The organism is Microcystis sp. M061S2 (genome assembly GCF_020245605.1).
In the GTDB taxonomy this organism is placed as follows: Bacteria; Cyanobacteriota; Cyanobacteriia; order Cyanobacteriales; family Microcystaceae; genus Microcystis.
Map to the genome: position 1 here is coordinate 1 of NZ_JADBUP010000092.1, position 20,801 is coordinate 20,801.

Here is a 20,801-nt window from a genome sequence, read left to right on the forward strand (position 1 = left end):
GATAATTTCGGGTTTTTGACCATATTCTTGACGGCTAAATTCTCAACCACAATCGTTTGATTTTCACGAACTAATTGAGTGGTTAGCTTATGTAAATGGTCTTTTCTGCTATCAGTAATTTGAGCGTGAATTCTGGCTACTTTGATTCTCGCTTTTTCCCGATTTTTTGACCCTTTCTGTTTTCGAGAAAGACTTTTAGATGCTCTTCGCAACCTCTGATAATGTTTCTTAAAATGCTTAGGATTAGATACTTTATCGCCGTCGCTGGTAATCACAAGGCTACTAATTCCTAAGTCAATTCCAATGGCTTTATCTGTTACTGGTAAAGGCTTAATCGTTGGGTCATCAAATCTAATTGAAATATGCCAACGTCCAGAAGGATGTAATCTGACTGTTACTGTGCTTGGTTCACATCCGTCTGGTATTTGTCTTGACCATCGAATAGGTAAAGGTTCTGTGCATTTAGCTAAATAGATTTGTTTGTCTTTAAATTTAAAAGCAGATTTGGTAAATTCGGCACTTCCTCCCTGATGTTTTTTCTTAAAGTTAGGATACTTAGTACGACCAGCAAAGAAATTAGTGAAAGCTGTTTGTAGGTGTCTTAACCCTTGTTGTAAAGGTACACAGCTTATCTCATTGAGAAAGTGTAATTCTTCTTGTTTTTTCCAATCGGTCAACATTGAAGAAGTTTGAGCGTAGCCTACTCTTTCTTGCTTTTCGTACCAAGCTTGTGTTCTGAGATGGAGAGCTTTATTGTAAACTAATCTTAAACAGCCCAATGTGCGCCGCAATAGCGACTCTTGTTCTGGTGTCGGGTAAAATCGGTAAGAATAAGCTTTTTCCATACCTCACATTCTAGAATATATCGTGTAAATGCGCTAGTATTTAACAGTAAAGCCAACCTAGAACGACGGGGTTTCAGACCCAAATTTTCGATGAATACTTTAACGATCGCTTGGATAAGTTTACCCTTTTTGATCGGCTTTATCATCTATTTATTGCCGCGATTAGACAAATATCTGGCTCTCGCCGCCACTATTATCTCTCTCGCCTATTCTCTCCTTCTATTTAGCCAATCCTCCCCCATAACCCTTAACCTACTAGATAATTATGGCGTGAGACTGGTAGCCGATCAGTTAAGTGCCTATTTTATCCTCACTAATGCCCTGGTGACGATGGCAGTTATTTTTTATAACTGGGAAAGTAGCAAAACCGCCTTTTTTTACGCTCAAGCTATCATTCTCCACGGCAGCATTAATTCTGTCTTCGTCTGTGAGGATTTTATTAGCGTTTACGTTGCCCTAGAGGTAATTAGTATTGCCGCTTTTCTGATGATTGCCTATACTCGCAGCGATCGCTCTCTCTGGGTTGCCCTGCGTTATCTGTTTATCAGCAATGTGGCGATGTTATTTTACCTTATTGGCGCAGTTTTAGTCTATAAAGCCAATAATTCCTTTGCTTTTGCCGGTTTAAAGGACGCACCTCCCGAAGCCTTGGCTTTAATCTTCATGGGATTATTAGTCAAAGGGGGAATCTTTGTCTCGGGATTATGGCTACCGATGACACACTCGGAATCGGAAACCTCCGTCTCGGCGCTGATGTCGGGGGTGGTGGTAAAAGCTGGCATTTTTCCCCTCCTGCGCTGTGCTTTAATCCTAGACGATTTGGATGTCCTAATTCGGCTTTTCGGGGTGCTAACGGCGATTTTTGGCGTGTCATACGCAGTGTTTGAAAAGGATAGCAAGCGGATGTTAGCCTTCCATACTATTTCCCAATTAGGTTTTATTTTAGCTGCCCCGGTAGTCAGTGGTTTTTATACCCTTACCCACGGTTTAGTTAAATCTTGCCTATTTCTGTTAGCGGGAGTTTTACCCAGTCGCAATTTTAAAGAATTACAGCAACAATCGCTCCCTAATTCTCTCTGGATTGCCCTAGTGGTTGCTAGTTTTTCTATCTCCGGATTCCCCCTATTATCTGGTTTTGGTGCGAAAGCGTTAACGATGAAAAATTTAGTCCCTTGGCAAGAAATTATGATCAATCTTGTGGCGGTGGGGACGGCGATTTCCTTTGCTAAATTTATCTTTTTACCCCACGCCGGTGGCGAAAGCAAACAGAAGCTAACTATCGGTTTCTGGATAGCAATAATTCTGCTCCTTGCCGCCCTATTTTTATCCAATGCCGTCTATGTTGAAGCTTATAATCTACCCAATATTATCAAAGCTTTAGCCGTCATCGGTGCCGGGTGGTGGTTATATCTGGGAGTTTTCAAAAAGTTATCCCTAAAATTATCGCGAGCCTGGGAACAATTTGATAATCTCGTCGGGATGATGAGTATAATGTTAGTTCTATTGTTTTGGATGGTCTTAGCATGATCGGACATATAATTCTGCGTTTAACTATGTGGTTTTTACTCACCGCTAATTTTACCCCCGCTAATATTATGATCGGGGTGGCTATTGCTTTTCTTTTGCCCCGTAATTTCGCCTCTAGCGAAACTTTAGGCGATTGGTTAAAGGTAATAATTAAAGTCTTTCTGGCTATTCCCCAAGCTTATAAAGAAGCTTTTGAAATTATCTTTCGTCCCCACAAGGAAGAAGAAATTATTTTAGAGAGAATTTCGGGTAAACGTTCACCTAGATTAGCTTTTTGGGATATATTTCTCATTACTTTTACCCCGAAAACTATCGTCACCGAATACAAGGAAAATGAAGGTTATGAAGTTCATCTAATTAAACGGAGTCCCCAGGGATGAATATTGTTCTCATTGCCATGATTGTCGCCCTATTAATTCCCCTTTATGAAGTGGCAAAAAATGATGACATCTGGCAAAAAATGGCTGCCTTTGCCAGTGCTTCCAGTAAATCATCGATTATTATTCTAGTGGTTTCAGTTCTGCGGGATGATTGGATGATTGGAGTGGTAGCAGTGATTATTCTCAGTGTCGGTAATGCTGGCTTTATGTTATTAGCACAAATTCTTAAACGATTGAACGAATCATGATTGACATTTTAAGTTATATCTGCATCACTATCGGAGTTTTTTTCTGGTTTTGGGGAACGGCGCATCTTTTAGACAAGCGCTCGGTATTATATAAATTACACGGTCTATCTGTCGCTGATACCTTGGGTTCTATGGCGATTATTTTCGGGCTACTTTTGAAAGTTCCCCAAAATTGGCCTTTATTATTATTGGCAATAATTTCCTTAGCAATTTGGAACACCATGTTAGGCTACGTTTTAGCTTATACTTCTAGCGATCGAGAGTAGAATTAAAGATGAATGAAAGTTATCTCTATGTTATTGTTGCCCTCTTGCCTTTAACTGCGGCGATGGTGATGTTACAATCTAATCCCTACCAAGCTCTAGTAATTCGCGGGGTTTTAGGGGCAATAGCAGCCTTAGTTTATGCTTTATTAGGGGCAGCAGATGTATCTTTAACCGAAGCTTTGATGGGAACCATGTTAGCTGTAACTCTCTACGCGGTGGCGATTCGTTCCTCTTTGGTTATGCGTTTAGGAGTAATTGCTGAGGAAACCGATACGGTTTTAGAACAGTTAAAAACTCAACTACAAACGGTTTTAAGTAAGCGTTTTATGCGTTTAGAATTAGTTGCCTACAGTGACAGGCAAGCTTTGCAACAGGCACTTATTGATAAAGATGTTCATGCCGTCTGTATCCGTCAAGATAATCCAGAAAACATCCCCTACGAAACCACAATTAGATTACCCTATCTCTACGATATTTTTAAAAATGAATTAACGGCAGCAAACACGATTTTAACCTGTATTGAAACCCCAAAATTAGAGGAGAAACACTAATGAAATGGATTTACACTCTAGCCGCCATTGCCTTCGCTGTCAAAATGGTAATTATTCCGAATACTGCTTCCCCTGTATTATCCTTAGAAATTGTTGAATCCCTGGTGCGCGACGGCGGTGTTCCTAATGCGGTTTCGGTGGTTATTTTTCGTAATCGTCTCTACGATACCATCTATGAAGTGGTTGTTTTTACCATTGCCATTATGGGGGCAAATTTTCTTTTAGCCACCGAAAAACCCGCCAGTAAAATCCATCAATTTACCGACCAACCTTCAATTATTTTAGCCCGTTTAGGGTCAACAATTGCCGCTTTAGTGGGCATTGAATTAGCTATCCGCGGACATTTAAGTCCGGGGGGAGGTTTTGCCGCCGGAGTCGCCGGAGGTACGGCAATTGGTTTAATAGCAATTACCTCGTCTCCCGAATGGATGCAAGCAATTTATCGCCGTTGGCAAGCGGCAACATGGGAGAAAATTTCCGTCTTAGTTTTTATTGTTTTAGCCGCCATTACTCTCTCAGGATTTGAGTTACCCCACGGGGAATTAGGAGCGCTATTTAGTGGCGGCATTTTACCAATACTAAACATTTTAGTTGCCGTTAAAGTAGCTTTAGGTTCCTGGGCAGTAATCCTCGTTTTTATCCGCTATCGCGGTTTATTGTGAGAGGTTAATATCTATATTTATAGCTTTAGGTCAAAACTGGGGATTAACCGATGAGCATAACATGACTTGATGGTTGAAAAAATGCTATAGTAATTTTGTTGCCCTCCTCAAGAATCAATAGGCATCTAATGATTCTGCTAAAAGAACTCCCGAGGTAAAAATTATGGTTAACGTTATTCGCGGTTCTTCAGCTAAACCTGTATCTTCTCAAAGATTAGCTAAATATTTTGAGGAAAGAACAGATATAGAGGGAACATTGTATATCGGCTATCCTATTATTGGAACTCCCCAAGGAGGATATCAAATTGATGCTCTATTAGTCTCTCGTCAGCAAGGGATTATTATTTTTAATATTGATGAGGGAAAAAATTATGATTTGGATATTGAAGGCACTCAAGACGAGAGCATAACCAAGTTAGAAGCAAAACTGCTGTCTTATAAAGAGCTTGTTCAAAAAAGAAAGCTAATAGTTAACATTTCTGTAGCCACCTATGCACCGATTTGGAATAATTATCCAGAAGCAATTAACCCAGAGGAATATCCTGTTCTTATTAAAGATAAAGATATTGATGATTTTATCAAGAAATGTCAAGGCAATGATTCTGAATATTTCGAGAAAGTCAACTCAGTTATACAAGCTGTTACAACCATTAGAAAAAAAGACGCTCGCAGTTATGTTGTTAAACCAGATTCTAGGGGAGCAAAGTTAAAAAAATTAGAAGATTCTATCGCTAATCTTGATGAAACTCAAAATAAGGCTGTTTTAGAAACCACTAAAGGTGTACAAAGAATCAGAGGTTTAGCAGGTTCGGGAAAAACAATTGTCTTAGCGCTGAAAGTAGCTTATCTTCATGCAACTCATCCCGATTGGAATATTGCTGTTACCTTCTATACACGCTCGTTAAAGGATCAATACAAAGATTTAATTACTCGGTTTAGTTATGAGCATAAAAATTCCGAACCAGACTGGGAAAAAGTAAAAATTATTCATGCGTGGGGAAGTCCTAAGATAGAAGGAATTTATTATGAGCTATGTAAACGACATAATATTGAATATTTAGATTTTAGTCAAGCAGACAACCTAACATATTCGCATGAAGAACCTTTTGACTTTGCCTGTCAAAAAGCCTTGCGAGAGATTAAAAATTTTCATCAATATTATGATGTTATTTTAATTGATGAAGCTCAAGATTTTCCTCAAGACTTCTTAAGACTCTGCTATGAAATCTTGAAAGATGATAAACGTTTAGTTTATGCCTATGATGAGTTGCAAAGCTTAAATAGTAAAGTCATGGATTCTCCCGAAGTTATTTTTGGAAATGATAACCATGGTAATCCTAGAGTTAAATTGGAGAATTTACCCAGCGAACCCCAACAAGATGTAGTTTTAAATACTTGTTACAGAAATTCTCGTCCTATTCTTTCCTCTGCTCATGCTCTAGGTTTTGGAGTTTATTATCCACAGGGACTAATTCAAATGTTTGATAATCGTCAATTATGGCAAGATATTGGTTATGAGGTTGAAGAAGGAGAATTAAAATCAGGAGAATTTGTTAAACTGATTAGAACCTCGAAAACCAGTCCTAAATTCCTTGAAGACCATTCTTCTATCGATGATATTATCAACTTTAAATCTTTCGATAACAATCAGGAGCAATTTGAATGGCTAGTGGAACAAATTGCAAAGAATCTCAACGAAGATGAATTAAGATGCCAAGATATTATGGTTATCCATCCAATACCTAAAAATGCTCGCAACGTTTTTGGAAAAGCTAGAGAAATGTTATTTACAAAAAATATTAATTCTCATTTAGCAGGCAGCACATCTTCTCCCGATGAGTTTTTTCAAGAAAACTCGATTGCTTTTACACAGATTTATCGTGCAAAAGGCAATGAAGCGGCAATGGTTTATTTCATTAACGCTCAAGAAGGTTTCTCTGGTTCACCATCAGAAATTGCTAGTAAACGCAATATTTTATTTACAGCGATGACTAGAAGTAAAGCTTGGTTAAGAGTTATTGGTTATGGAGCAAATATGCAAGCTTTAGAGACGGAATTTCAGGAAATTAAATCGAGAAATTTTGCTCTTGAGTTTACCTATCCAACCCCAGAAGAACTTCAACAAATGAAGAAGGTTTATCGAGATACTCTTAATACCAAGAGATATAAAAATGACAGGGAAAAGCAAGAATTAATTGCCAAGTTAAAAAGTATAGAATTTTCATCAGATGAAAAAAACGAAATTATCAAAATATTCCAAGAATAGTTAAGAAATGCTTAATGTTCAGAATATCTTTAAAGATGTTAAAAATTTAACGGCTAAATTGATAGAAGTAGGATTATCAAGTCAGCAGAACTTTCCGACTTTGAATAAATTGAGTCAAAATATTTCTGAGATTAGCTATGCCAATAGTTCCGACTTATCCATTGCCCTAAAAAATGTTGCCTATCAAGATATTTATGATGAGCTTAATCGCAGTAAGAATTATAATATTAAAATGATTGATGGAGCCTTGATTCAATTACTTTATCGCTTCCAAGGATCGCAGTTATTATCCCATAGACTAGCGTTCTTCTCATCCCCTTATTTAGAATCTTTTCAAAATGAGCCAGAACTATATGAAGAAGACGAGATATTTGCCGATATTATCGCCAAAAATATTGTAGCTGTACCGATTAGATTTGATTACGATCCTGATAATTTTCAAGAGATTCATCACCCCAGATGTCATCTCACCCTAGGACAATTCAAAAACTGCCGAATTCCAGTGTCCTCCCCTTTAACACCCAGTGTATTTATTGCTTTTATCCTTCGTAACTTTTACAATACAGCCTATCATCTATATTCCGAGCAGATCAATTTTAACGATCAGCGATTTCCAGAAACCATAACCGAACCGGAAAAAAATATACTACATTTTGCTATTAAATCTCCCTCTCTATAGGGTTGGCTGAATAATGGGAAAACCCTTTTAAAATAAGGCTTTTGACCTGTTAAAATCCGATGTTAGTGCAAGAAAATAGGATTGGGACATTCAAAAACCTTGCATTATCCTTCTTGTAGTACACAAGCTTGTACAAAAACAAGGGCAACAAAGCCTGAAACGACCGGCTACTGACTCCTGACTCCTAACCCCACCAATACACTTTTTCAGCAAACCCTAATTAATTTTTGAGAGTGCAAAAATGAGAAAAATAGACATAAAATTGCATAAAATCCCTAAATAGAGCATTTAATTGATTAATACTCATTCTTAATTCTCCTGACTCCTGACTACTGGCTCGGAGACTCCTCACCTAACGGAAGATTTTTGATTTTTGCAAGAGGTCTGTTTTACCTCAATATTATATCATCTATAGCGTTTCCTGTTCGCACGAGGTACATTATTAATGTTGAAAAGCTTAATCAGCAAAGGTTTGACTGTGCCACACAGGTGTGAGAACCGCTATAGAATGAAATAGCGCCGGGTGTTATAGCGGTGTGCAGTCGTATGAAGTACAGTGTCACGAGCTATAAACCATGCTAGGCAAGGCTTGGTCTGTATCTCACTCAAGCGCTTACCGCTATAGGAGGAATTGGCCCTATTTCCTAACACCCTAACAACTTAGATAATTAACCCCTTTGTCGAGTATTAATCACCTCACCGGCTGCATTAACTAACTCTAGCTGTAGCGGCATTTGTCCCATAGCGTGAGTGGAACAACTTAAACAGGGATCATAGCAACGAATACCCGCTTCCACCCGGTTTAACATCGCTTCGGGAATTTCGCCACCATGGATATAATGTTGGGCGATTTGTTTCACCGTTTGATTCATGGCCAAATTATTATTACCCGTGGCAATAATTAAATTCACCGTTTCAATCAAACCATTTTCATCCACTTTATAATCATGGAATAAAGTACCCCGGGGCGCTTCACTAACTCCCACCCCTTGCAGATTATTAATTCCTGCTTCGGCCCGGCAGCGTTGAGAAACTATATCGGGATCGTCGATTAAACGTTCGATACGCTCTAAACAAGCCAAAATCTCTACTAAACGAGCATAATGATAGTAAAAAGAAGAGGTTGCTACACCACCGACCCGATGGCGATATTCGCGTAACTCAATATCCGCTCCCTCCGTGCCAAAATGGGAACAAACATTTAACCGTGCCAACGGACCAACCCGATAGATACCGTTGGGATAACCGAGAGGTTTATAGTAGGGAAACTTCAAATAAGACCATTTTTCCACTGATTCGCCGATATAATCGCGATAATTGTCTTCGCTCAGGTTATCGGCCACGATATTGCCTTGACTATCGGTAAAACGAATATGACCGCCGTAGTGTTCCCACTCGTCCCGTTTACCGACCAATCCCATAAACAGAGAAGGGAAATTACCAAAAGCGGCGATTTCTGTGGTTAAATTGTCTAGAAGTCCTTTAAACAGGTTTAAAGCCGTGTAAAGAGTCGCTTTAGACTCCGGCAGTCGTTCTTTAATCCATTGTCGCCCTTCTTCGCTTAAGGGAGAACGCACACCCCCCGGGACAGACCAAGCGGGGTGAATTTTTTTCGCCCCCAAAAGTTCGATAACTTTCTGTCCAAATTGACGTAAACGGATGCCTGCTCGCGCTAGGTCGGGATCGGCCGCAATTAAACCGAAAACATTCCGTTTAGCGGGGTCACTTTCCCAACCAAGCAGAAAATCGGGACTGCTAAGATGAAAAAAGCTTAAAGCATGGGATTGGGTTAATTGTCCCAAATTCATCAAGCGCCGCAGTTTTTCCCCCGCAGGGGGGATTTGCACCGCTAGAATTTTATCGCCGGTTTTGGCGGCACAAAGTAGGTGACTAACGGGACAAATGCCGCAAATTCGGGCAGTAATTCCCGCCATCTCCCACATCGGCCGTCCCTCGCAGAATTTCTCAAAACCGCGATACTCGACCACATGAAAACGCACGTCATCCACTTCCCCCCCATCGTCAAGGAAAATCGAGATCTTGGCATGGCCTTCGATCCGGGTGACGGGATCGATAACGACGGTTTTAGTCATAGTAAGTCCTCATTGTTCAGGAGTTCCACAGAACGGTATTGTGGAGAGTGCGATCGAGCTTGGTTTCAACGATAATTTATCCCGATCTCCGCTCTGCTGTCTCTATGATAGTTATTACCCCCCTAGCAATCCTAATTTTTATAACAATTTTTCCCGATTCTCAATCGCGGCTAATTTGGCATTTTGTAGCAAATACTACAGAAAGTAGTTCGGAAATCCGCAATGATTACATCTCACTTTGCTGGTGTTGATCGGTCATTATATATATAGAAGTCGGTTCTCGGCTGTCAGTTTTCAGCTTGGTTCTGCTTTGCTCTCAAAGCTGAGGGCGAAAGGGTCGAAAGTCGGCCAGATTGTTTACAGCTAATCGGGAAAATCACCTTTTTGTCTTGTAATCTTACCTAACAGTATCAGCGGCACTGCCGAGGATTCGGGAAAAAGCGACCCAAAAACAAGCGATTGTAGTTGATAGTTCTAGGCTGTAATACTTTTGTTCTAAATGTTGAGAAAAAAGGATAAACCTAACATCATACCAAAGAATGAATTAACTTTGAACCTTTAGGGGATTGCCCGCGTCTAAAAGCGCAGGATACAATCAAAGAAATTCCGATCAAACTCATACCGACTTCAGATAAGCCAGACTCACCCGCGAGTCGGAATAGTAACAGACTTTTTCTGTGTCAAGGAGTCACCACCAAACCAATGCCCACCGCAAAAACCAACCAAACTCAATCACAGCCCACCCTCAATGCCGATATGGTGCGTACCTATCTGCACGAAATTGGGCGAGTTCCTCTCCTAACTCACGAACAAGAAATTATTTACGGCAAACAAGTCCAACGGATGATGAGCCTGTTAGAAGCGAAAGAAGCACTATCGAAGCAATTAGGACGGGAACCAGATCGCTTGGAGTGGGCGGATTCGGTGAATTTAAGCGAAAATGAACTGGATCGCGCCTTGAAAACCGGCGATCGAGCTAAACGGAAAATGATTGAAGCTAACCTCCGCTTGGTAGTTGCGATCGCCAAAAAATATCAAAAGCGGAACATGGAATTCCTAGATCTAATTCAAGAGGGTAGTCTGGGATTAGAAAGAGGTGTAGAGAAATTTGATCCCACCAAAGGTTATAAATTTTCTACCTATGCCTACTGGTGGATTCGACAAGCGATTACCCGCGCGATCGCTCAACAGGCCCGCACCATTCGTTTACCCATCCATATCACCGAAAAACTGAATAAAATCAAAAGAACCCAGCGCGAACTCGCCCAAAAACTGGGGAGAAGTGCCACTCCTGCCGAGATTGCCCTGGAATTAGAGCTAGAACCCGCTCAAATCCGCGAATATCTCAGTATGGCCCGTCAACCCATCTCCCTTGATGTGCGGGTCGGCGATAACCAAGATACGGAATTGTCGGAATTATTAGAAGATAGCGGAGTTTCTCCCGATACCTTCATCACCCAAGAGTTATTACGGCAAGACTTAGCCAATCTCCTGGCCGAATTAACTCCCCAACAACGGGAAGTGATTACTCTCCGTTTCGGTTTAACCGATGGCAAAGAGTTATCCCTAGCCAAAATCGGCCAGAGAATGAATATCAGCCGGGAACGAGTGCGACAATTAGAACACCAGGCCCTGGCCCATTTACGCCGTCGCCGGGCCAACGTCAAGGAATATATTGTCGCTAGTTAGTAAGATTAGCAAATAACCAAGAAGGAGAGTTCAAGCTCTCTTTTTTTTGGGTTTAATTAATATAGAATCCCGATTAGTTTTCACCTGTGGCAGTTCCGTCATGACTAGATCAACAGAAACAGCGACCCCAACACTATACGAAGAAGATTTTTATCTCTGGCTAAAAACTACGGCAGAACAATTAAAAAAAGGCCAGTTTGCCGAGGTGGATTTAGACAATTTAATTGAGGAGATTGAATCGATGGGGAGAAGTGAAAGACACGCGCTCAAAAGTCTTTTAACTCGTCTCCTAGAACATTTACTCAAATTAACTTACTGGCAATCGGAAAGAGACCGGAATGGCAATCATTGGAATGGAGAAATCAATAATTTTCGGGCAGAAATTCAAGATTTACTGGAGGATAGCCCTAGTTTAAAGCCCTATCTTCGGGAGATTTTTGAGCCATCCTACCATACAGCTTTAGAGGCCGTCCGGAAAAAAATGGGTTTATCCCCCGGCGGTTTACCTAGTCAGATAATTTTTAATCTCGAACAGGTTTTAGATAATCAATGGCTGCCAATCGATTGGGAATAAACTATTGACTATCTAAATTACTCCTTGATCGCTAAACAGTCATCAGTGAACTGAAAACTCAAATCTGAAAACTCAAATCTGATCACTGATCACTGATCTGGTTTTACTCAAGCAACTTCTTCAGCAGGGCATCCACTTCCTCCAGGCCGGATTGATTATTTTTCAGCACATAAACCGCTCGCGCTTGCTTAAAAGCTTCCTCCGCTTCTCTTTTTCGTCCCCGGCCCGCGTAGGCCCGACCGAGATTAAGATAGACATCGGCGTTATTGGGGGCAATTTCGGCCAAATCTTGATAGGCGATAATTGCTGCAAGATAATCTTTTCTGGCCAGATGGATGCGACCGATTCCCGCTTGTGCTTCCAAAGATTGGGGTTGCAGGAAAACAGCCCGACGATAAAAGGGGAGAGCCTCGTCAAAACGCTCTTGTTTTTCGAGTAAAATCCCTATTTTTAGCTGAATTAAAAAATTTCCTGCACTTTGTCGCTCTATTTCCTTTAAAATTTGGGTTCCGCCATTTAAATCGCCCTGTTTAAGCAAAAGGCTGGCCAGTTGCAATCTTAATTCACTATTGTTAGGGAATCTTTGCAGGGATTTTTGGAGAAAATCGAGGGCTTCGCTGCTTTTATTCTGTTCGATCAAGGCTTTACCCATGATTTCGTGGGCTTGCTGATTATTGGGGTCGAGAGCTAAAACCCATTGGTAAACTTCGCCCGCTTTAGCATAGTTTTTTTGCCGTAATAATACCACCCCTAAACCGAGGTAGTGTTGGACGTTTTTCGGTTCTATTTGGATAGCGTAATAGTAAGCGGTGGCGGCATTGTCATAATCGCCGATATTAGCCAAACTATAACCGAGGGCATGGAAAAAGTCGGGATTACTCGGATCGAGACTTAAAGCTTTTTGGTATGCTTGGGCGGCGGCGTTATAATCCCCTTGCAGCGTTTGTAAAAAGCCAATCCCAGAGAAAATTTTGGCATTATTGCCATCAAGGGCGGCAGCCTGCTCGTAAACGGCTATAGCTTCCCCATAATTGCCATTTTTGACCAATTGCCGCGCTTGACGCAGTAGTTCGTTAACCTGTGAATTCTTGCTCACGATTGACCCCGCCGGATTATCAGCGATCGCAATTGAGGCAGAGAAACAGCCCCCCGCGAGAAGACCGACGAGCAAGATTAAACGGGTAAATTGTTTCATCGCTTTACCTTTGTTAACGATTCTTAATTAAAGTTTATTGTAAATGCTATTGACAAAAATCAACTATTCTGCATCACCCTTGGACGAGATTATTGCGGGCCTCTTGGGCGACTTGGGCGCTTTTGTCGCCGGTTAACTGGGTCAAAACAGCGATCGCATCTTCCCCCCCTAAGCGGCCTAAAGCTTGAGCGAGACGATAGCGCAGTTGCCAGTCATCATCACTAGCCAAGGGAACGAGTAAAGAGACGGCGCGAGGGTCGCCTAGTTCCCCAAAAGCGCTAACGGCGGCCGTTTTTACCAATTCATTATCGGAGTTAAGGGCGATTTCGAGCAGTTCAAAGCCCCGGGGTTCCCCCAATTCGCCCAAAGCTGCCACAATGCTAAATTGAATTAACCAGTCACAGGATTGTTGATAGACGGCCACCAGATCATCGTAGGCTGCCGTTAATTTTAACCCCCCGATCGCATCGGCCGCGGCCGCTTTCACGTCTGCTTCGGGATCATGCAACAAGCGATCGCGTAGAATAGTTAAGGCCAGATCGAGATTCTGACGACCGAGGATATCTAGCTGACTTACCGCCGAATAACGCACCCTAGCGTTACTATCCTTAATTAAAGGCTGTAACATCTCGAAGGCGATTTCTGGGGCTAAATAACGCAGTTGATTAACTCCCGATAAGCGATCGCCATAATCATCGGAATCGAGCAGCCGTTGCACGGATTCAGGGGAATAATTCATAATTTGATGACACCCTTAACAATTGGACTGGTATTAATTGTCCCATGAATAGTTATCGACTCCTGACTATTTTGATCATGTTTAGTTCCCCGGTTTTTTGGGGCTGTAGTCCTCCCTCTCCCCTTAAAAAAGAGCCTACGGCTAAGATAATCATTTCTCCTTCTCTCAGTCCGATTATTCCCCCATCAGACATTAAGGCTGCTAATCGTTATCGTCAATTGGGATTACAGTATCGTCAACAGGGAGATTTTATCAAAAGTATTGAGGCTTTAAAAAAATCGGTACAGTTAAACCCCAATCATCTAGACGGGAGAGTAATTTTAGGCTGGACACAACACCTAGCTAAACAACCTTTAGCGGCACAAACAACCCTCGAAGAAACGATTAAAATTGCTCCCGATCATGTGGCTGCTTATAATGCTTTGGGTATTGTTTATCTTGTCGGTGGTCATCTTGAAAAAGCTGTAGTCACTCACACTAAAGCCGCTAATTTAAAACCCGATAATGAAATCGCCTACTATAATTTATCCCTCGCCTATCATCGCTTAAAAGATTTTAATTCAGCTATTACTAACGCTGAAAAAGCAGTTAAATTAGAGCCAAATAATCCCCATCCTCTTGTGGCTTTGGCAATGATTTATTTAGACCAAGGTGATAGTAAAAAAGCGCGGGATACCTATAGAAAAGCTAGGGATTTAGACGGTCGTTATCGCCAAAAATGGTTTCTGGCACATCTGAAGGAAGCTGGTTTTAGTCAGGAGCAAATTCAATTAGTCGAAAAGTTACTATCCTAGATTGAAAATTATTATTTCCCCTTAGGATGCCTGTCGATGTCCCAGTTTTAGGAAAATAGTTTCTAAATCTTCGCGGCAAGTATAAAACTCGCTTAAGGTCAGGCCGGAAACGACTAAAGATTTCAACAATTCGGCACTATCTTCTAGGGTTCCCGTAAATCTAACCCGGAGAGTATTAGTATTAATAATTCTTTGCCAACTTTCCACAAAAACACATTGTTTAAGAGCGGTTTCTAAGGCTTCTAAATTGCCTAGAGTCGTGATCTGCAAGTATTGACCAGCTAGACGTTGATTTAATTCCTCTAAAGAGGTACTTTCCACTAGATAACCTAATTCCATGATGCCCACAGAACTACAAAGTTCCGCTAAATCACTAAGGACATGGGAGGAAATTAAAATAGTCATACCTGCCGATTGTAAGACTTTAATAATCTCACGAAATTGTAGGCGAGCGATCGGGTCTAATCCAGAAACTGGTTCATCGAGAAGTAAAATTAAAGGTTCATGGATAATCGTTCGGGCTAAACTTAAACGTTGTTTCATTCCCCGGGACAAAGTAGCGATCAAATTATGGCTTTTATTGGTTAATTGTACCAGTTCTAGAACTTCATAAATGCGGCGATGACGTTGGGAGCGCGGGATATGATAAAGACGGGCAAAATAATCCAGATAATTCCAGACATTTAGGTCATCGTAGAGGGGAAAATTATCGGGTAGATAACCTAAATTTCTTTTGAGACGGGGATTACTCTCATCTCTTAAAAGACGTTCTCCGTGCAGATATATTTCTCCGGTTGTCGGTTCTTCCGCTGCCGCTAACATCCTAATTAAAGTGGTTTTTCCCGCTCCATTTGGACCGATTAACCCGTAAACTTCCCCCGCTTCAATCTGTAAATCCACTTGATTAACAGCCCCATGGCGGTCAAATTGTTTGGTTAAACCAACGGTAGCAATGGCTAATTCTGGTGGGTTCATAAAGTTTTTTAGTTAGGTTCTCACGGTGACTCGCTAATCACGAATACAGGGTTTATCTCCCATGACTTCCAGATTAAAGGTAATACGCGTCAGGGTTTTCATGGTTGTTGTTAAATTGTTTGAGCCTTAATATTGGTTCTTCTGGTTTTCCTCTGTTACTTTTTGTTATCAATTAAAGCAAGCAAACAGATTAAATTGTCTCATCAATTTTTTGATAATTGACCACTGTTACATTTTGTAAATTGAGGAGTTGATCAAAATTTATCCAGATAACCCACCTCCTATTCTGTATTAATATTATAACATCCTCACACAGAACCTAGAAGAGCCGCCTCATCTTCTGAGCATTCCTAATTGATCGATCGGTAAATACCTTGTATAAGAAGAGTCCAGGCGAAAAAAAGCCAAAAAGTAGCGGAATGTATAGCGCGCCACTACATCTCAGAAAAAACCTCTTACAATAGAGACAAAAGTGATCGGAGATCAATGGGGGTGAACGTCATGTTAGTGATTTTAACCGACGAACACATTCTCGATACGGGTTCTGTGTGTCAGGGCTGTCTTTTAGCCAACCAGCAGGGGCAACCCCGGTGGCGAGAGGGTAAACTAGGCTGTGGTCACTCCTTGGGCAAAGGAGGAAGCCAACAGCCCAATCTCTACGAGTGTCAGATGGGCTTTACAATTGCTAATATTGAAGGCTAATCGGACCTTTTAAATGCTCAACTTAGAGTTGAGTTAGGGGGATTTTCTTGGGACTCGGAGGAGAGAATCAAGGCTATTGCTAATCCCCAATTCAGCTTAGATACAATGACAATAATGGCTGAGGGTTTCGTAGGATCGCTCGTAGGCTTTTTGGGCTTCGGTTAAAACATCGTCGGAAATTTTTATATCTAATTTTCTGGCTTGTTTAATAATTTTGCCCGCTTTGATATTCTCGGAAGAATCTCCTATACCACGGCTGCCAGTGGTTTTTAAAACTCGATATTCTTCAGAAAATCCCGTTTTAGTATCGAGATGACTCTGTAAACTATTAAAAACCAATTGACTTTGGTTTAATACCTGATCATGGGTGATAAATAAACTCTTTTCTTTGCTGTTAATTAATCGAGCATAACTTTCTAAGGTGGCTAAACGACCAGTATAATAACCCAGGGCGTGCTGCTCATTTTGATGGGGTTTAATATCTAGAATACTAGCTAAAGTGCGCTGCGGTTCTCGTAGTAAAAATATGGTCTTAACTGGATCAGATTGCAAAAAACTATGATCTAAAAACTTCTGATCGTGAAGAACTTTATCTAAAATATATTTATGATTCATGTTTAAATCTTTCAAACGCCAGTAGAGTTTAAACATTAAAGTTTTAAAATCCTGTTCACTCTCATAAACCAGATGAGTTTCGCCAAAACCGATAATTTCGGGATTAGAATTGAGGATATGGGTCAATAAAGACGAACCCGATCGCATATGGCTAAGAATAAATAAAACCTGATAGGGTTGGGGACGAAAGAGGATTTTATAGGGGTCTTTAGGTGTATCAATGCGGACCTGAAAATACTTATAAGTTAAACGATGGGTTAAATCCTGCCAAGATTGGGGTAGGCGATCGATGGCTATAGTCATAGATTAATAAGGAATTGTGTCAACTTGTCGCTAAGATTCCCCTATAATGTATCCCATTTAAGACCCAAACAAAAGTGAGGTTTATACAAAATGGGATTGCCAAGTTGTTCGCTCTGGTTTTTTACGGCGCGAACCGATGTCTGGTTTATGATGAATACTATTCCTCATCTAGTCAAAATGAGTCAGTTTCCCTTCCAGGAAAAGGTACTCGCTATTGATACGGCCCCTTTAAGCGGGGAAAAGGTTAATCGCCCCGGACTGGGTACAATGGAGGAATTAAGAGCCTGTGGCGAAAAATTAGTTAAAGATGGCATAATCGATCGCCTAGTGGATTTTAACTACGATCCCAGCTATCGTCAGCGTATCTATCAAAAGCATTTCGGCAGTCCCCTCCGTTCCACCCATAACTACAAAGGTTATCCGATTTTCGGCTCGCTCTTCAAAATCGAGGAATGTCGCAGTGATTATATGGTCCATTATGACAGTGACATGATGCTCTACCAAGAACAGGATTACAGTTGGATCCGGGAAGGGATCGAGTTAATGGAAACCCATCCAGAAATGATGTTTGTGCGTCCTTTGTCCGGTCCGCCCCGGCCCGATGGTACGATTTATTCTCCCCATCCTTGCACGAAAAATCCCGATGGATTCTATCAATTTAAATTTTTCGGCAGCCGCACCTATTTACTTAATTGTCGTCGCTATGATCGCCTTTTACCGATGACCCCCCTCTGGCGCTCTTATAAAAATACCTTTCTCGATCATTTACCCGATGGTTTAAAAGCTTGGGGCAATATTTTTACTGGCAAAGGAAAACTCGACTCTTGGGAAATTATGGTTTCTCGCTCCCTAGAACAAAGCAACTATTATCGCGCCACTCTCACCAATGCCAAGGGTTGGACTCTGCACCCCAACGAGCGCTCTGCCGCTTTTAGGCAAGCTTGGCCGACTATTCTCGAAAAAATCGAAGCGGGTATTTACCCACCGACCCAAGCTGGTTACTATGACCTGATCCCCGAATTATGGTACTAAGAGAGCCTTAGTTCTCTAGATTTGAGGTGAGCGCTCTTTCAGGACTCTGGGAAAAGTCTTCAAGTCTCTAAACTCTAGCTCTCTTATGGGGTAAGCCTTCAAGCTATCGCTAACTAACAGAAACCAGAAATTTGAGTTTTTATTAGAAAAAAAGTTAGCGATCACTTGTCAAGCAAGGGTTTCAGAATCTGGATTCGGTCAGGGATTTCCGAAAGTTCCCGAAGAGCGATAATGACTCTACTAGCCTAAAGATAGCAAAAAACCCGGCGGGAAAATCTCCCCACCAGGTCAAAAAGGCAAAAGTAAAGAATTATTTCTGATCGGCCTTTTTGCTTGACTTATCACCCATTTTGTACTTACGCAAGAAGCGATCGACCCGACCCTCGGTATCAATCATCTTCTGGGTTCCCGTATAAAAAGGATGATTACCCGACCAAACCTCCACATGAATTTCTGGTTTTGTCGAACCCACCGTCATCACCACTTCACCATTACAGATCACCTTGGCTTCCGGATACCAAGTAGGATGAATTTTTTTCGGCATAATAAACCTCTCTATTAACCTAACGTTTCGAGTATTGAGGCGCTTTGCGCGCTTTGTGAAGACCGTATTTTTTCCGTTCCTTCGCCCGGGGATCCCGAGTCAGATAACCTTCACTCTTAAGGGGAGGACGATTTTCCGGCGCTAATTGACATAAAGCTCTAGCGACCCCCAATTTCACCGCGTCCGCTTGGCCGGTCAAACCACCGCCCTCGGCCTTAACGATGATATCATACTCGTTTTCCAGTCCCAAAGTCTCCAGAGGAGCCTTGATCGTCTGGATATAGGTGGGAATGCGGTTAAAATGGGTTTCTCCATCGCGACCGTTAACGGTAATTGCCCCCGTCCCCGGCACCAGACGCACGGAAGCGACCGCCGATTTGCGTCGTCCCGTTCCCCAATAAACTACCTTATTTTTACTGTCCGTGGCTTGCATTGACTTAATTTCCTCCTGCGGGAATCGTATTAATCGCTAAAACTTCCGGTTGTTGTGCCTGATGGGGATGTTCCGCACCGGCATAAACTTTCAGTTTCGTGAACAATTTCCGACCTAAGCTATTTTTCGGGAGCATTCCCTTAACAGCGTGTTCGATAATCCGTTCGGGAATGCGTTTTTGCAGTTTCTCGAAGCTTTCTACCTTCATACCACCCGGTCTGCCGGAGTCGCGGCGATAAACTTTCTGTTGGCGTTTTTTGCCCGTTACCGTCACTTTTTCGGCGTTAATAACAATGACAAAATCCCCCGTATCCAGATGGGGGGTGAAAGTGGCTTTATTTTTGCCCCGTAGAATCATAGCGATCTCGGTGGCCAGACGACCTAGACGCTGATCGGCCGCATCAATGACGTACCATTTCTGCTCTAGAGTCTCTAAATTTGGTAGAGGTGTTTTGTTCATGGTGAGTTTGCCTTGGTTTACAAAAATAAACTTTGAATCTCTATGCTCGGAAATAATAAAGAGGCTGAGTCTCGAACCAGACGCTATCGGCAAAGGGAAAATCGGCGTAACCCACCCGCAGTAAACATAGTCCTTTAGCTGGTGCGGCGTATTTGACCAATTCTCGGCGCTGATTAACCCAGATGTCGGTAAAGTTTTCTAGCGATCGCTCACCAGTTCCCACCTCCACCAACATTCCCACCAATAGGCGCACCATCCCGTACAAAAAGCCATTGGCTTGGATTTCCATCTGTACAAATGGCCCTTGACGGTAGCATTCCACCCCTTGTACTTCTACCCAGGAATGGTCACGACTAGAGTTGGCACGGTGAAAGGCGGCCAGATGGTGCTTACCCAATAGGGGCTTTAAGGCCCTGGCCATCAAATCGGCATCGAGGGGACGATGGTAGTAGTGCCAACTAAAGGGGCTAACAAAGAGATTGGGGATGGGGTCGGTATAGAGGGTGTAACGATAACGTCGCCAGAGGGCCGAGAAACGGGCGTGCCAGCGATCGGGAACTTGAGCCGACGCCCGAATGACGATATCGTCATCTAGCCGAGCATTGAGAACCTTGTCCCAATGGGAAGGTGGGATCGGACTCTGCTGCTGGAAATGGGCAACTTGGGCGGCGGCGTGAACACCGCTATCGGTCCGTCCGGCCCCGTGCAGAGTGACGGCATGACCGAGAATATCGGCCAGCGCCTTCTCGATTTCTTCCTGCACGCTCCTGTGATGGGGTTGCCGTTGCCAGCCGTGGAAATTAGTTCCCACATACTGGATAACTAGGGCGATCCGCGACTGGGGGCAAGCTGTCATCGTTACATCAGTTCGATAATCGCCATGGGGGCATTATCCCCGCGACGGCGCAGGGTACGCACCACCCTGGTATAACCGCCGTTACGACTGCCATAACGGGCTTGTGCGCCTTCAAAGAGGGCGTGAACCAGTTGTTTGTCGTAGATGTAGCCCATAGCTTGGCGACGGGCGCTCAGGGAACCGTCTTTAGCTAGGGTGATAATGTGGTCTACCTCTGCTCGCACCGCTTTCGCTTTCGCTAGGGTGGTGGTGATCTGACCATGGCGAATTAGCTGGGTGGCCAAGCTGCGCAGCAGTGCCTTTCTTTGGTCAGCTGGTAGACCCAATTGAGGCACTTTACACCGATGTCTCATGGTATTTTCCTGGAATTGGG

The 20,801-nt window shown here is 42.4% G+C and carries 24 protein-coding genes; 13 read left to right on the plus strand and 11 right to left on the minus strand.

The window, feature by feature from the left end; genetic code table 11:
* A partial coding sequence (locus IM475_RS16065; protein ID WP_287728246.1) for an RNA-guided endonuclease InsQ/TnpB family protein occupies positions 1-845 on the minus strand: 845 nt, incomplete at its 3' end.
* Positions 846-935: 90 nt separating this feature from the next.
* Between IM475_RS16065 and IM475_RS16070 the strand changes: the two genes are divergently transcribed.
* From IM475_RS16070 to IM475_RS16105, 8 genes are all read left to right on the plus strand, one after another.
* Positions 936-2,372 carry a cation:proton antiporter gene (locus tag IM475_RS16070; protein WP_287728248.1) on the plus strand — a complete coding sequence of 479 codons (1,437 nt, stop codon included), beginning with the start codon at positions 936-938 and terminating at the stop codon, positions 2,370-2,372.
* The gene (locus IM475_RS16075; RefSeq protein WP_287657111.1) at positions 2,369-2,752 is read left to right on the plus strand and encodes a Na+/H+ antiporter subunit E; all 384 of its coding nucleotides are present in this window, start codon (positions 2,369-2,371) and stop codon (positions 2,750-2,752) included. The genes IM475_RS16070 and IM475_RS16075 overlap by 4 nt, the downstream gene beginning before the upstream one ends.
* Entirely contained in the window at positions 2,749-3,000 is a 252-nt protein-coding gene (locus IM475_RS16080; protein WP_002739224.1) for a hypothetical protein, read from the plus strand. Before IM475_RS16075 ends, IM475_RS16080 begins: the two co-directional genes overlap by 4 nt.
* Positions 2,997-3,266: a monovalent cation/H(+) antiporter subunit G gene (locus tag IM475_RS16085; RefSeq protein ID WP_002801101.1), complete on the plus strand. Its 270-nt coding sequence runs from the start codon at positions 2,997-2,999 to the stop codon at positions 3,264-3,266. Before IM475_RS16080 ends, IM475_RS16085 begins: the two co-directional genes overlap by 4 nt.
* An 8-nt stretch (positions 3,267-3,274) precedes the next feature.
* Complete coding sequence (locus tag IM475_RS16090) at positions 3,275-3,817, plus strand: DUF4040 domain-containing protein (RefSeq protein ID WP_002801100.1); 543 nt, start codon at positions 3,275-3,277, stop codon at positions 3,815-3,817.
* A complete protein-coding gene (locus tag IM475_RS16095; RefSeq protein WP_287657113.1) occupies positions 3,817-4,479 on the plus strand; it encodes a Na(+)/H(+) antiporter subunit B in 663 nt (220 codons plus the stop codon). The genes IM475_RS16090 and IM475_RS16095 overlap by 1 nt, the downstream gene beginning before the upstream one ends.
* Positions 4,480-4,642: 163 nt before the next feature.
* Positions 4,643-6,745, plus strand: a complete 2,103-nt coding sequence (locus IM475_RS16100; protein WP_287728250.1) for a DEAD/DEAH box helicase — start codon at positions 4,643-4,645, stop codon at positions 6,743-6,745.
* Positions 6,746-6,752: 7 nt separating this feature from the next.
* Positions 6,753-7,424 carry a DUF2290 domain-containing protein gene (locus IM475_RS16105; RefSeq protein WP_287728251.1) on the plus strand — a complete coding sequence of 224 codons (672 nt, stop codon included), beginning with the start codon at positions 6,753-6,755 and terminating at the stop codon, positions 7,422-7,424.
* A gap of 668 nt (positions 7,425-8,092) precedes the next feature.
* Here IM475_RS16105 and IM475_RS16110 read toward each other — a convergent pair.
* Positions 8,093-9,517, minus strand: coding sequence for a Ni/Fe hydrogenase subunit alpha (locus IM475_RS16110; protein WP_287728252.1), 1,425 nt, complete (start codon positions 9,515-9,517; stop codon positions 8,093-8,095).
* Between the two features lie 702 nt (positions 9,518-10,219).
* Between IM475_RS16110 and IM475_RS16115 the strand changes: the two genes are divergently transcribed.
* Positions 10,220-11,206 carry an RNA polymerase sigma factor, RpoD/SigA family gene (locus IM475_RS16115; RefSeq protein WP_002782393.1) on the plus strand — a complete coding sequence of 329 codons (987 nt, stop codon included), beginning with the start codon at positions 10,220-10,222 and terminating at the stop codon, positions 11,204-11,206.
* 100 nt (positions 11,207-11,306) lie between these two features.
* The gene (locus tag IM475_RS16120; protein WP_287657114.1) at positions 11,307-11,780 is read left to right on the plus strand and encodes a DUF29 domain-containing protein; all 474 of its coding nucleotides are present in this window, start codon (positions 11,307-11,309) and stop codon (positions 11,778-11,780) included.
* A gap of 103 nt (positions 11,781-11,883) precedes the next feature.
* On the opposite strand, the gene IM475_RS16125 is transcribed toward IM475_RS16120, so the two are convergent.
* Positions 11,884-12,975, minus strand: a complete 1,092-nt coding sequence (locus IM475_RS16125) for a tetratricopeptide repeat protein (RefSeq protein WP_287728253.1) — start codon at positions 12,973-12,975, stop codon at positions 11,884-11,886.
* 73 nt (positions 12,976-13,048) lie between these two features.
* Positions 13,049-13,714, minus strand: coding sequence for a phycobilisome degradation protein NblB (gene nblB / locus IM475_RS16130; protein WP_079209541.1), 666 nt, complete (start codon positions 13,712-13,714; stop codon positions 13,049-13,051).
* A 44-nt stretch (positions 13,715-13,758) separates the two neighbouring features.
* Between nblB and IM475_RS16135 the strand changes: the two genes are divergently transcribed.
* Complete coding sequence (locus tag IM475_RS16135; RefSeq protein ID WP_287728255.1) at positions 13,759-14,508, plus strand: tetratricopeptide repeat protein; 750 nt, start codon at positions 13,759-13,761, stop codon at positions 14,506-14,508.
* Positions 14,509-14,529: 21 nt separating this feature from the next.
* Here IM475_RS16135 and IM475_RS16140 read toward each other — a convergent pair whose 3' ends face one another.
* Positions 14,530-15,483 (minus strand): ABC transporter ATP-binding protein, encoded by a 954-nt coding sequence (locus tag IM475_RS16140; RefSeq protein WP_287665025.1) that lies wholly within the window; start codon positions 15,481-15,483, stop codon positions 14,530-14,532.
* Positions 15,484-15,984: 501 nt separating this feature from the next.
* On the opposite strand from IM475_RS16140, the gene IM475_RS16145 reads away from it, so the two are divergent.
* A complete protein-coding gene (locus tag IM475_RS16145) occupies positions 15,985-16,185 on the plus strand; it encodes a hypothetical protein (RefSeq protein WP_002735656.1) in 201 nt (66 codons plus the stop codon).
* 96 nt (positions 16,186-16,281) lie between these two features.
* Here the strand turns inward: IM475_RS16145 and IM475_RS16150 are convergent, their stop codons facing one another.
* Positions 16,282-17,103, minus strand: a complete 822-nt coding sequence (locus IM475_RS16150) for a sulfotransferase family protein (protein ID WP_287728257.1) — start codon at positions 17,101-17,103, stop codon at positions 16,282-16,284.
* Positions 17,104-17,193: 90 nt separating this feature from the next.
* Between IM475_RS16150 and IM475_RS16155 the strand changes: the two genes are divergently transcribed.
* On the plus strand, positions 17,194-18,135 hold the full coding sequence (locus tag IM475_RS16155) for a hypothetical protein (protein WP_287728259.1): 942 nt from the start codon (positions 17,194-17,196) through the stop codon (positions 18,133-18,135).
* Positions 18,136-18,445: 310 nt separating this feature from the next.
* On the opposite strand, the gene rpmE is transcribed toward IM475_RS16155, so the two are convergent.
* From rpmE to rplQ, 5 genes are read right to left on the minus strand one after another with little or no spacing between them, the layout of a single operon-like run.
* The gene (gene rpmE, locus IM475_RS16160) at positions 18,446-18,679 is read right to left on the minus strand and encodes a 50S ribosomal protein L31 (RefSeq protein WP_002735793.1); all 234 of its coding nucleotides are present in this window, start codon (positions 18,677-18,679) and stop codon (positions 18,446-18,448) included.
* A gap of 19 nt (positions 18,680-18,698) precedes the next feature.
* A complete protein-coding gene (rpsI, locus tag IM475_RS16165) occupies positions 18,699-19,112 on the minus strand; it encodes a 30S ribosomal protein S9 (protein ID WP_002737094.1) in 414 nt (137 codons plus the stop codon).
* Positions 19,113-19,116: 4 nt separating this feature from the next.
* Positions 19,117-19,572, minus strand: coding sequence for a 50S ribosomal protein L13 (gene rplM, locus IM475_RS16170; protein WP_287657126.1), 456 nt, complete (start codon positions 19,570-19,572; stop codon positions 19,117-19,119).
* 40 nt (positions 19,573-19,612) lie between these two features.
* A complete protein-coding gene (gene truA, locus IM475_RS16175) occupies positions 19,613-20,428 on the minus strand; it encodes a tRNA pseudouridine(38-40) synthase TruA (RefSeq protein ID WP_287728262.1) in 816 nt (271 codons plus the stop codon).
* Between the two features lie 2 nt (positions 20,429-20,430).
* The gene (gene rplQ / locus IM475_RS16180; RefSeq protein ID WP_002801078.1) at positions 20,431-20,781 is read right to left on the minus strand and encodes a 50S ribosomal protein L17; all 351 of its coding nucleotides are present in this window, start codon (positions 20,779-20,781) and stop codon (positions 20,431-20,433) included.
* Positions 20,782-20,801 lie beyond the last annotated feature (20 nt).

Coding starts and splice junctions, on each gene's coding strand:
- IM475_RS16070 (WP_287728248.1), top strand. CDS start 936: ATGAATACTTTAACGATCGCTTGGATAAGTTTACCCTTTTTGATCGGC.
- IM475_RS16075 (WP_287657111.1), top strand. CDS start 2,369: ATGATCGGACATATAATTCTGCGTTTAACTATGTGGTTTTTACTCACC.
- IM475_RS16080 (WP_002739224.1), top strand. CDS start 2,749: ATGAATATTGTTCTCATTGCCATGATTGTCGCCCTATTAATTCCCCTT.
- IM475_RS16085 (WP_002801101.1), top strand. CDS start 2,997: ATGATTGACATTTTAAGTTATATCTGCATCACTATCGGAGTTTTTTTC.
- IM475_RS16090 (WP_002801100.1), top strand. CDS start 3,275: ATGAATGAAAGTTATCTCTATGTTATTGTTGCCCTCTTGCCTTTAACT.
- IM475_RS16095 (WP_287657113.1), top strand. CDS start 3,817: ATGAAATGGATTTACACTCTAGCCGCCATTGCCTTCGCTGTCAAAATG.
- IM475_RS16100 (WP_287728250.1), top strand. CDS start 4,643: ATGGTTAACGTTATTCGCGGTTCTTCAGCTAAACCTGTATCTTCTCAA.
- IM475_RS16105 (WP_287728251.1), top strand. CDS start 6,753: ATGCTTAATGTTCAGAATATCTTTAAAGATGTTAAAAATTTAACGGCT.
- IM475_RS16110 (WP_287728252.1), bottom strand. CDS start 9,517: ATGACTAAAACCGTCGTTATCGATCCCGTCACCCGGATCGAAGGCCAT.
- IM475_RS16115 (WP_002782393.1), top strand. CDS start 10,220: ATGCCCACCGCAAAAACCAACCAAACTCAATCACAGCCCACCCTCAAT.
- IM475_RS16120 (WP_287657114.1), top strand. CDS start 11,307: ATGACTAGATCAACAGAAACAGCGACCCCAACACTATACGAAGAAGAT.
- IM475_RS16125 (WP_287728253.1), bottom strand. CDS start 12,975: ATGAAACAATTTACCCGTTTAATCTTGCTCGTCGGTCTTCTCGCGGGG.
- nblB (WP_079209541.1), bottom strand. CDS start 13,714: ATGAATTATTCCCCTGAATCCGTGCAACGGCTGCTCGATTCCGATGAT.
- IM475_RS16135 (WP_287728255.1), top strand. CDS start 13,759: ATGAATAGTTATCGACTCCTGACTATTTTGATCATGTTTAGTTCCCCG.
- IM475_RS16140 (WP_287665025.1), bottom strand. CDS start 15,483: ATGAACCCACCAGAATTAGCCATTGCTACCGTTGGTTTAACCAAACAA.
- IM475_RS16145 (WP_002735656.1), top strand. CDS start 15,985: ATGTTAGTGATTTTAACCGACGAACACATTCTCGATACGGGTTCTGTG.
- IM475_RS16150 (WP_287728257.1), bottom strand. CDS start 17,103: ATGACTATAGCCATCGATCGCCTACCCCAATCTTGGCAGGATTTAACC.
- IM475_RS16155 (WP_287728259.1), top strand. CDS start 17,194: ATGGGATTGCCAAGTTGTTCGCTCTGGTTTTTTACGGCGCGAACCGAT.
- rpmE (WP_002735793.1), bottom strand. CDS start 18,679: ATGCCGAAAAAAATTCATCCTACTTGGTATCCGGAAGCCAAGGTGATC.
- rpsI (WP_002737094.1), bottom strand. CDS start 19,112: ATGCAAGCCACGGACAGTAAAAATAAGGTAGTTTATTGGGGAACGGGA.
- rplM (WP_287657126.1), bottom strand. CDS start 19,572: ATGAACAAAACACCTCTACCAAATTTAGAGACTCTAGAGCAGAAATGG.
- truA (WP_287728262.1), bottom strand. CDS start 20,428: ATGACAGCTTGCCCCCAGTCGCGGATCGCCCTAGTTATCCAGTATGTG.
- rplQ (WP_002801078.1), bottom strand. CDS start 20,781: ATGAGACATCGGTGTAAAGTGCCTCAATTGGGTCTACCAGCTGACCAA.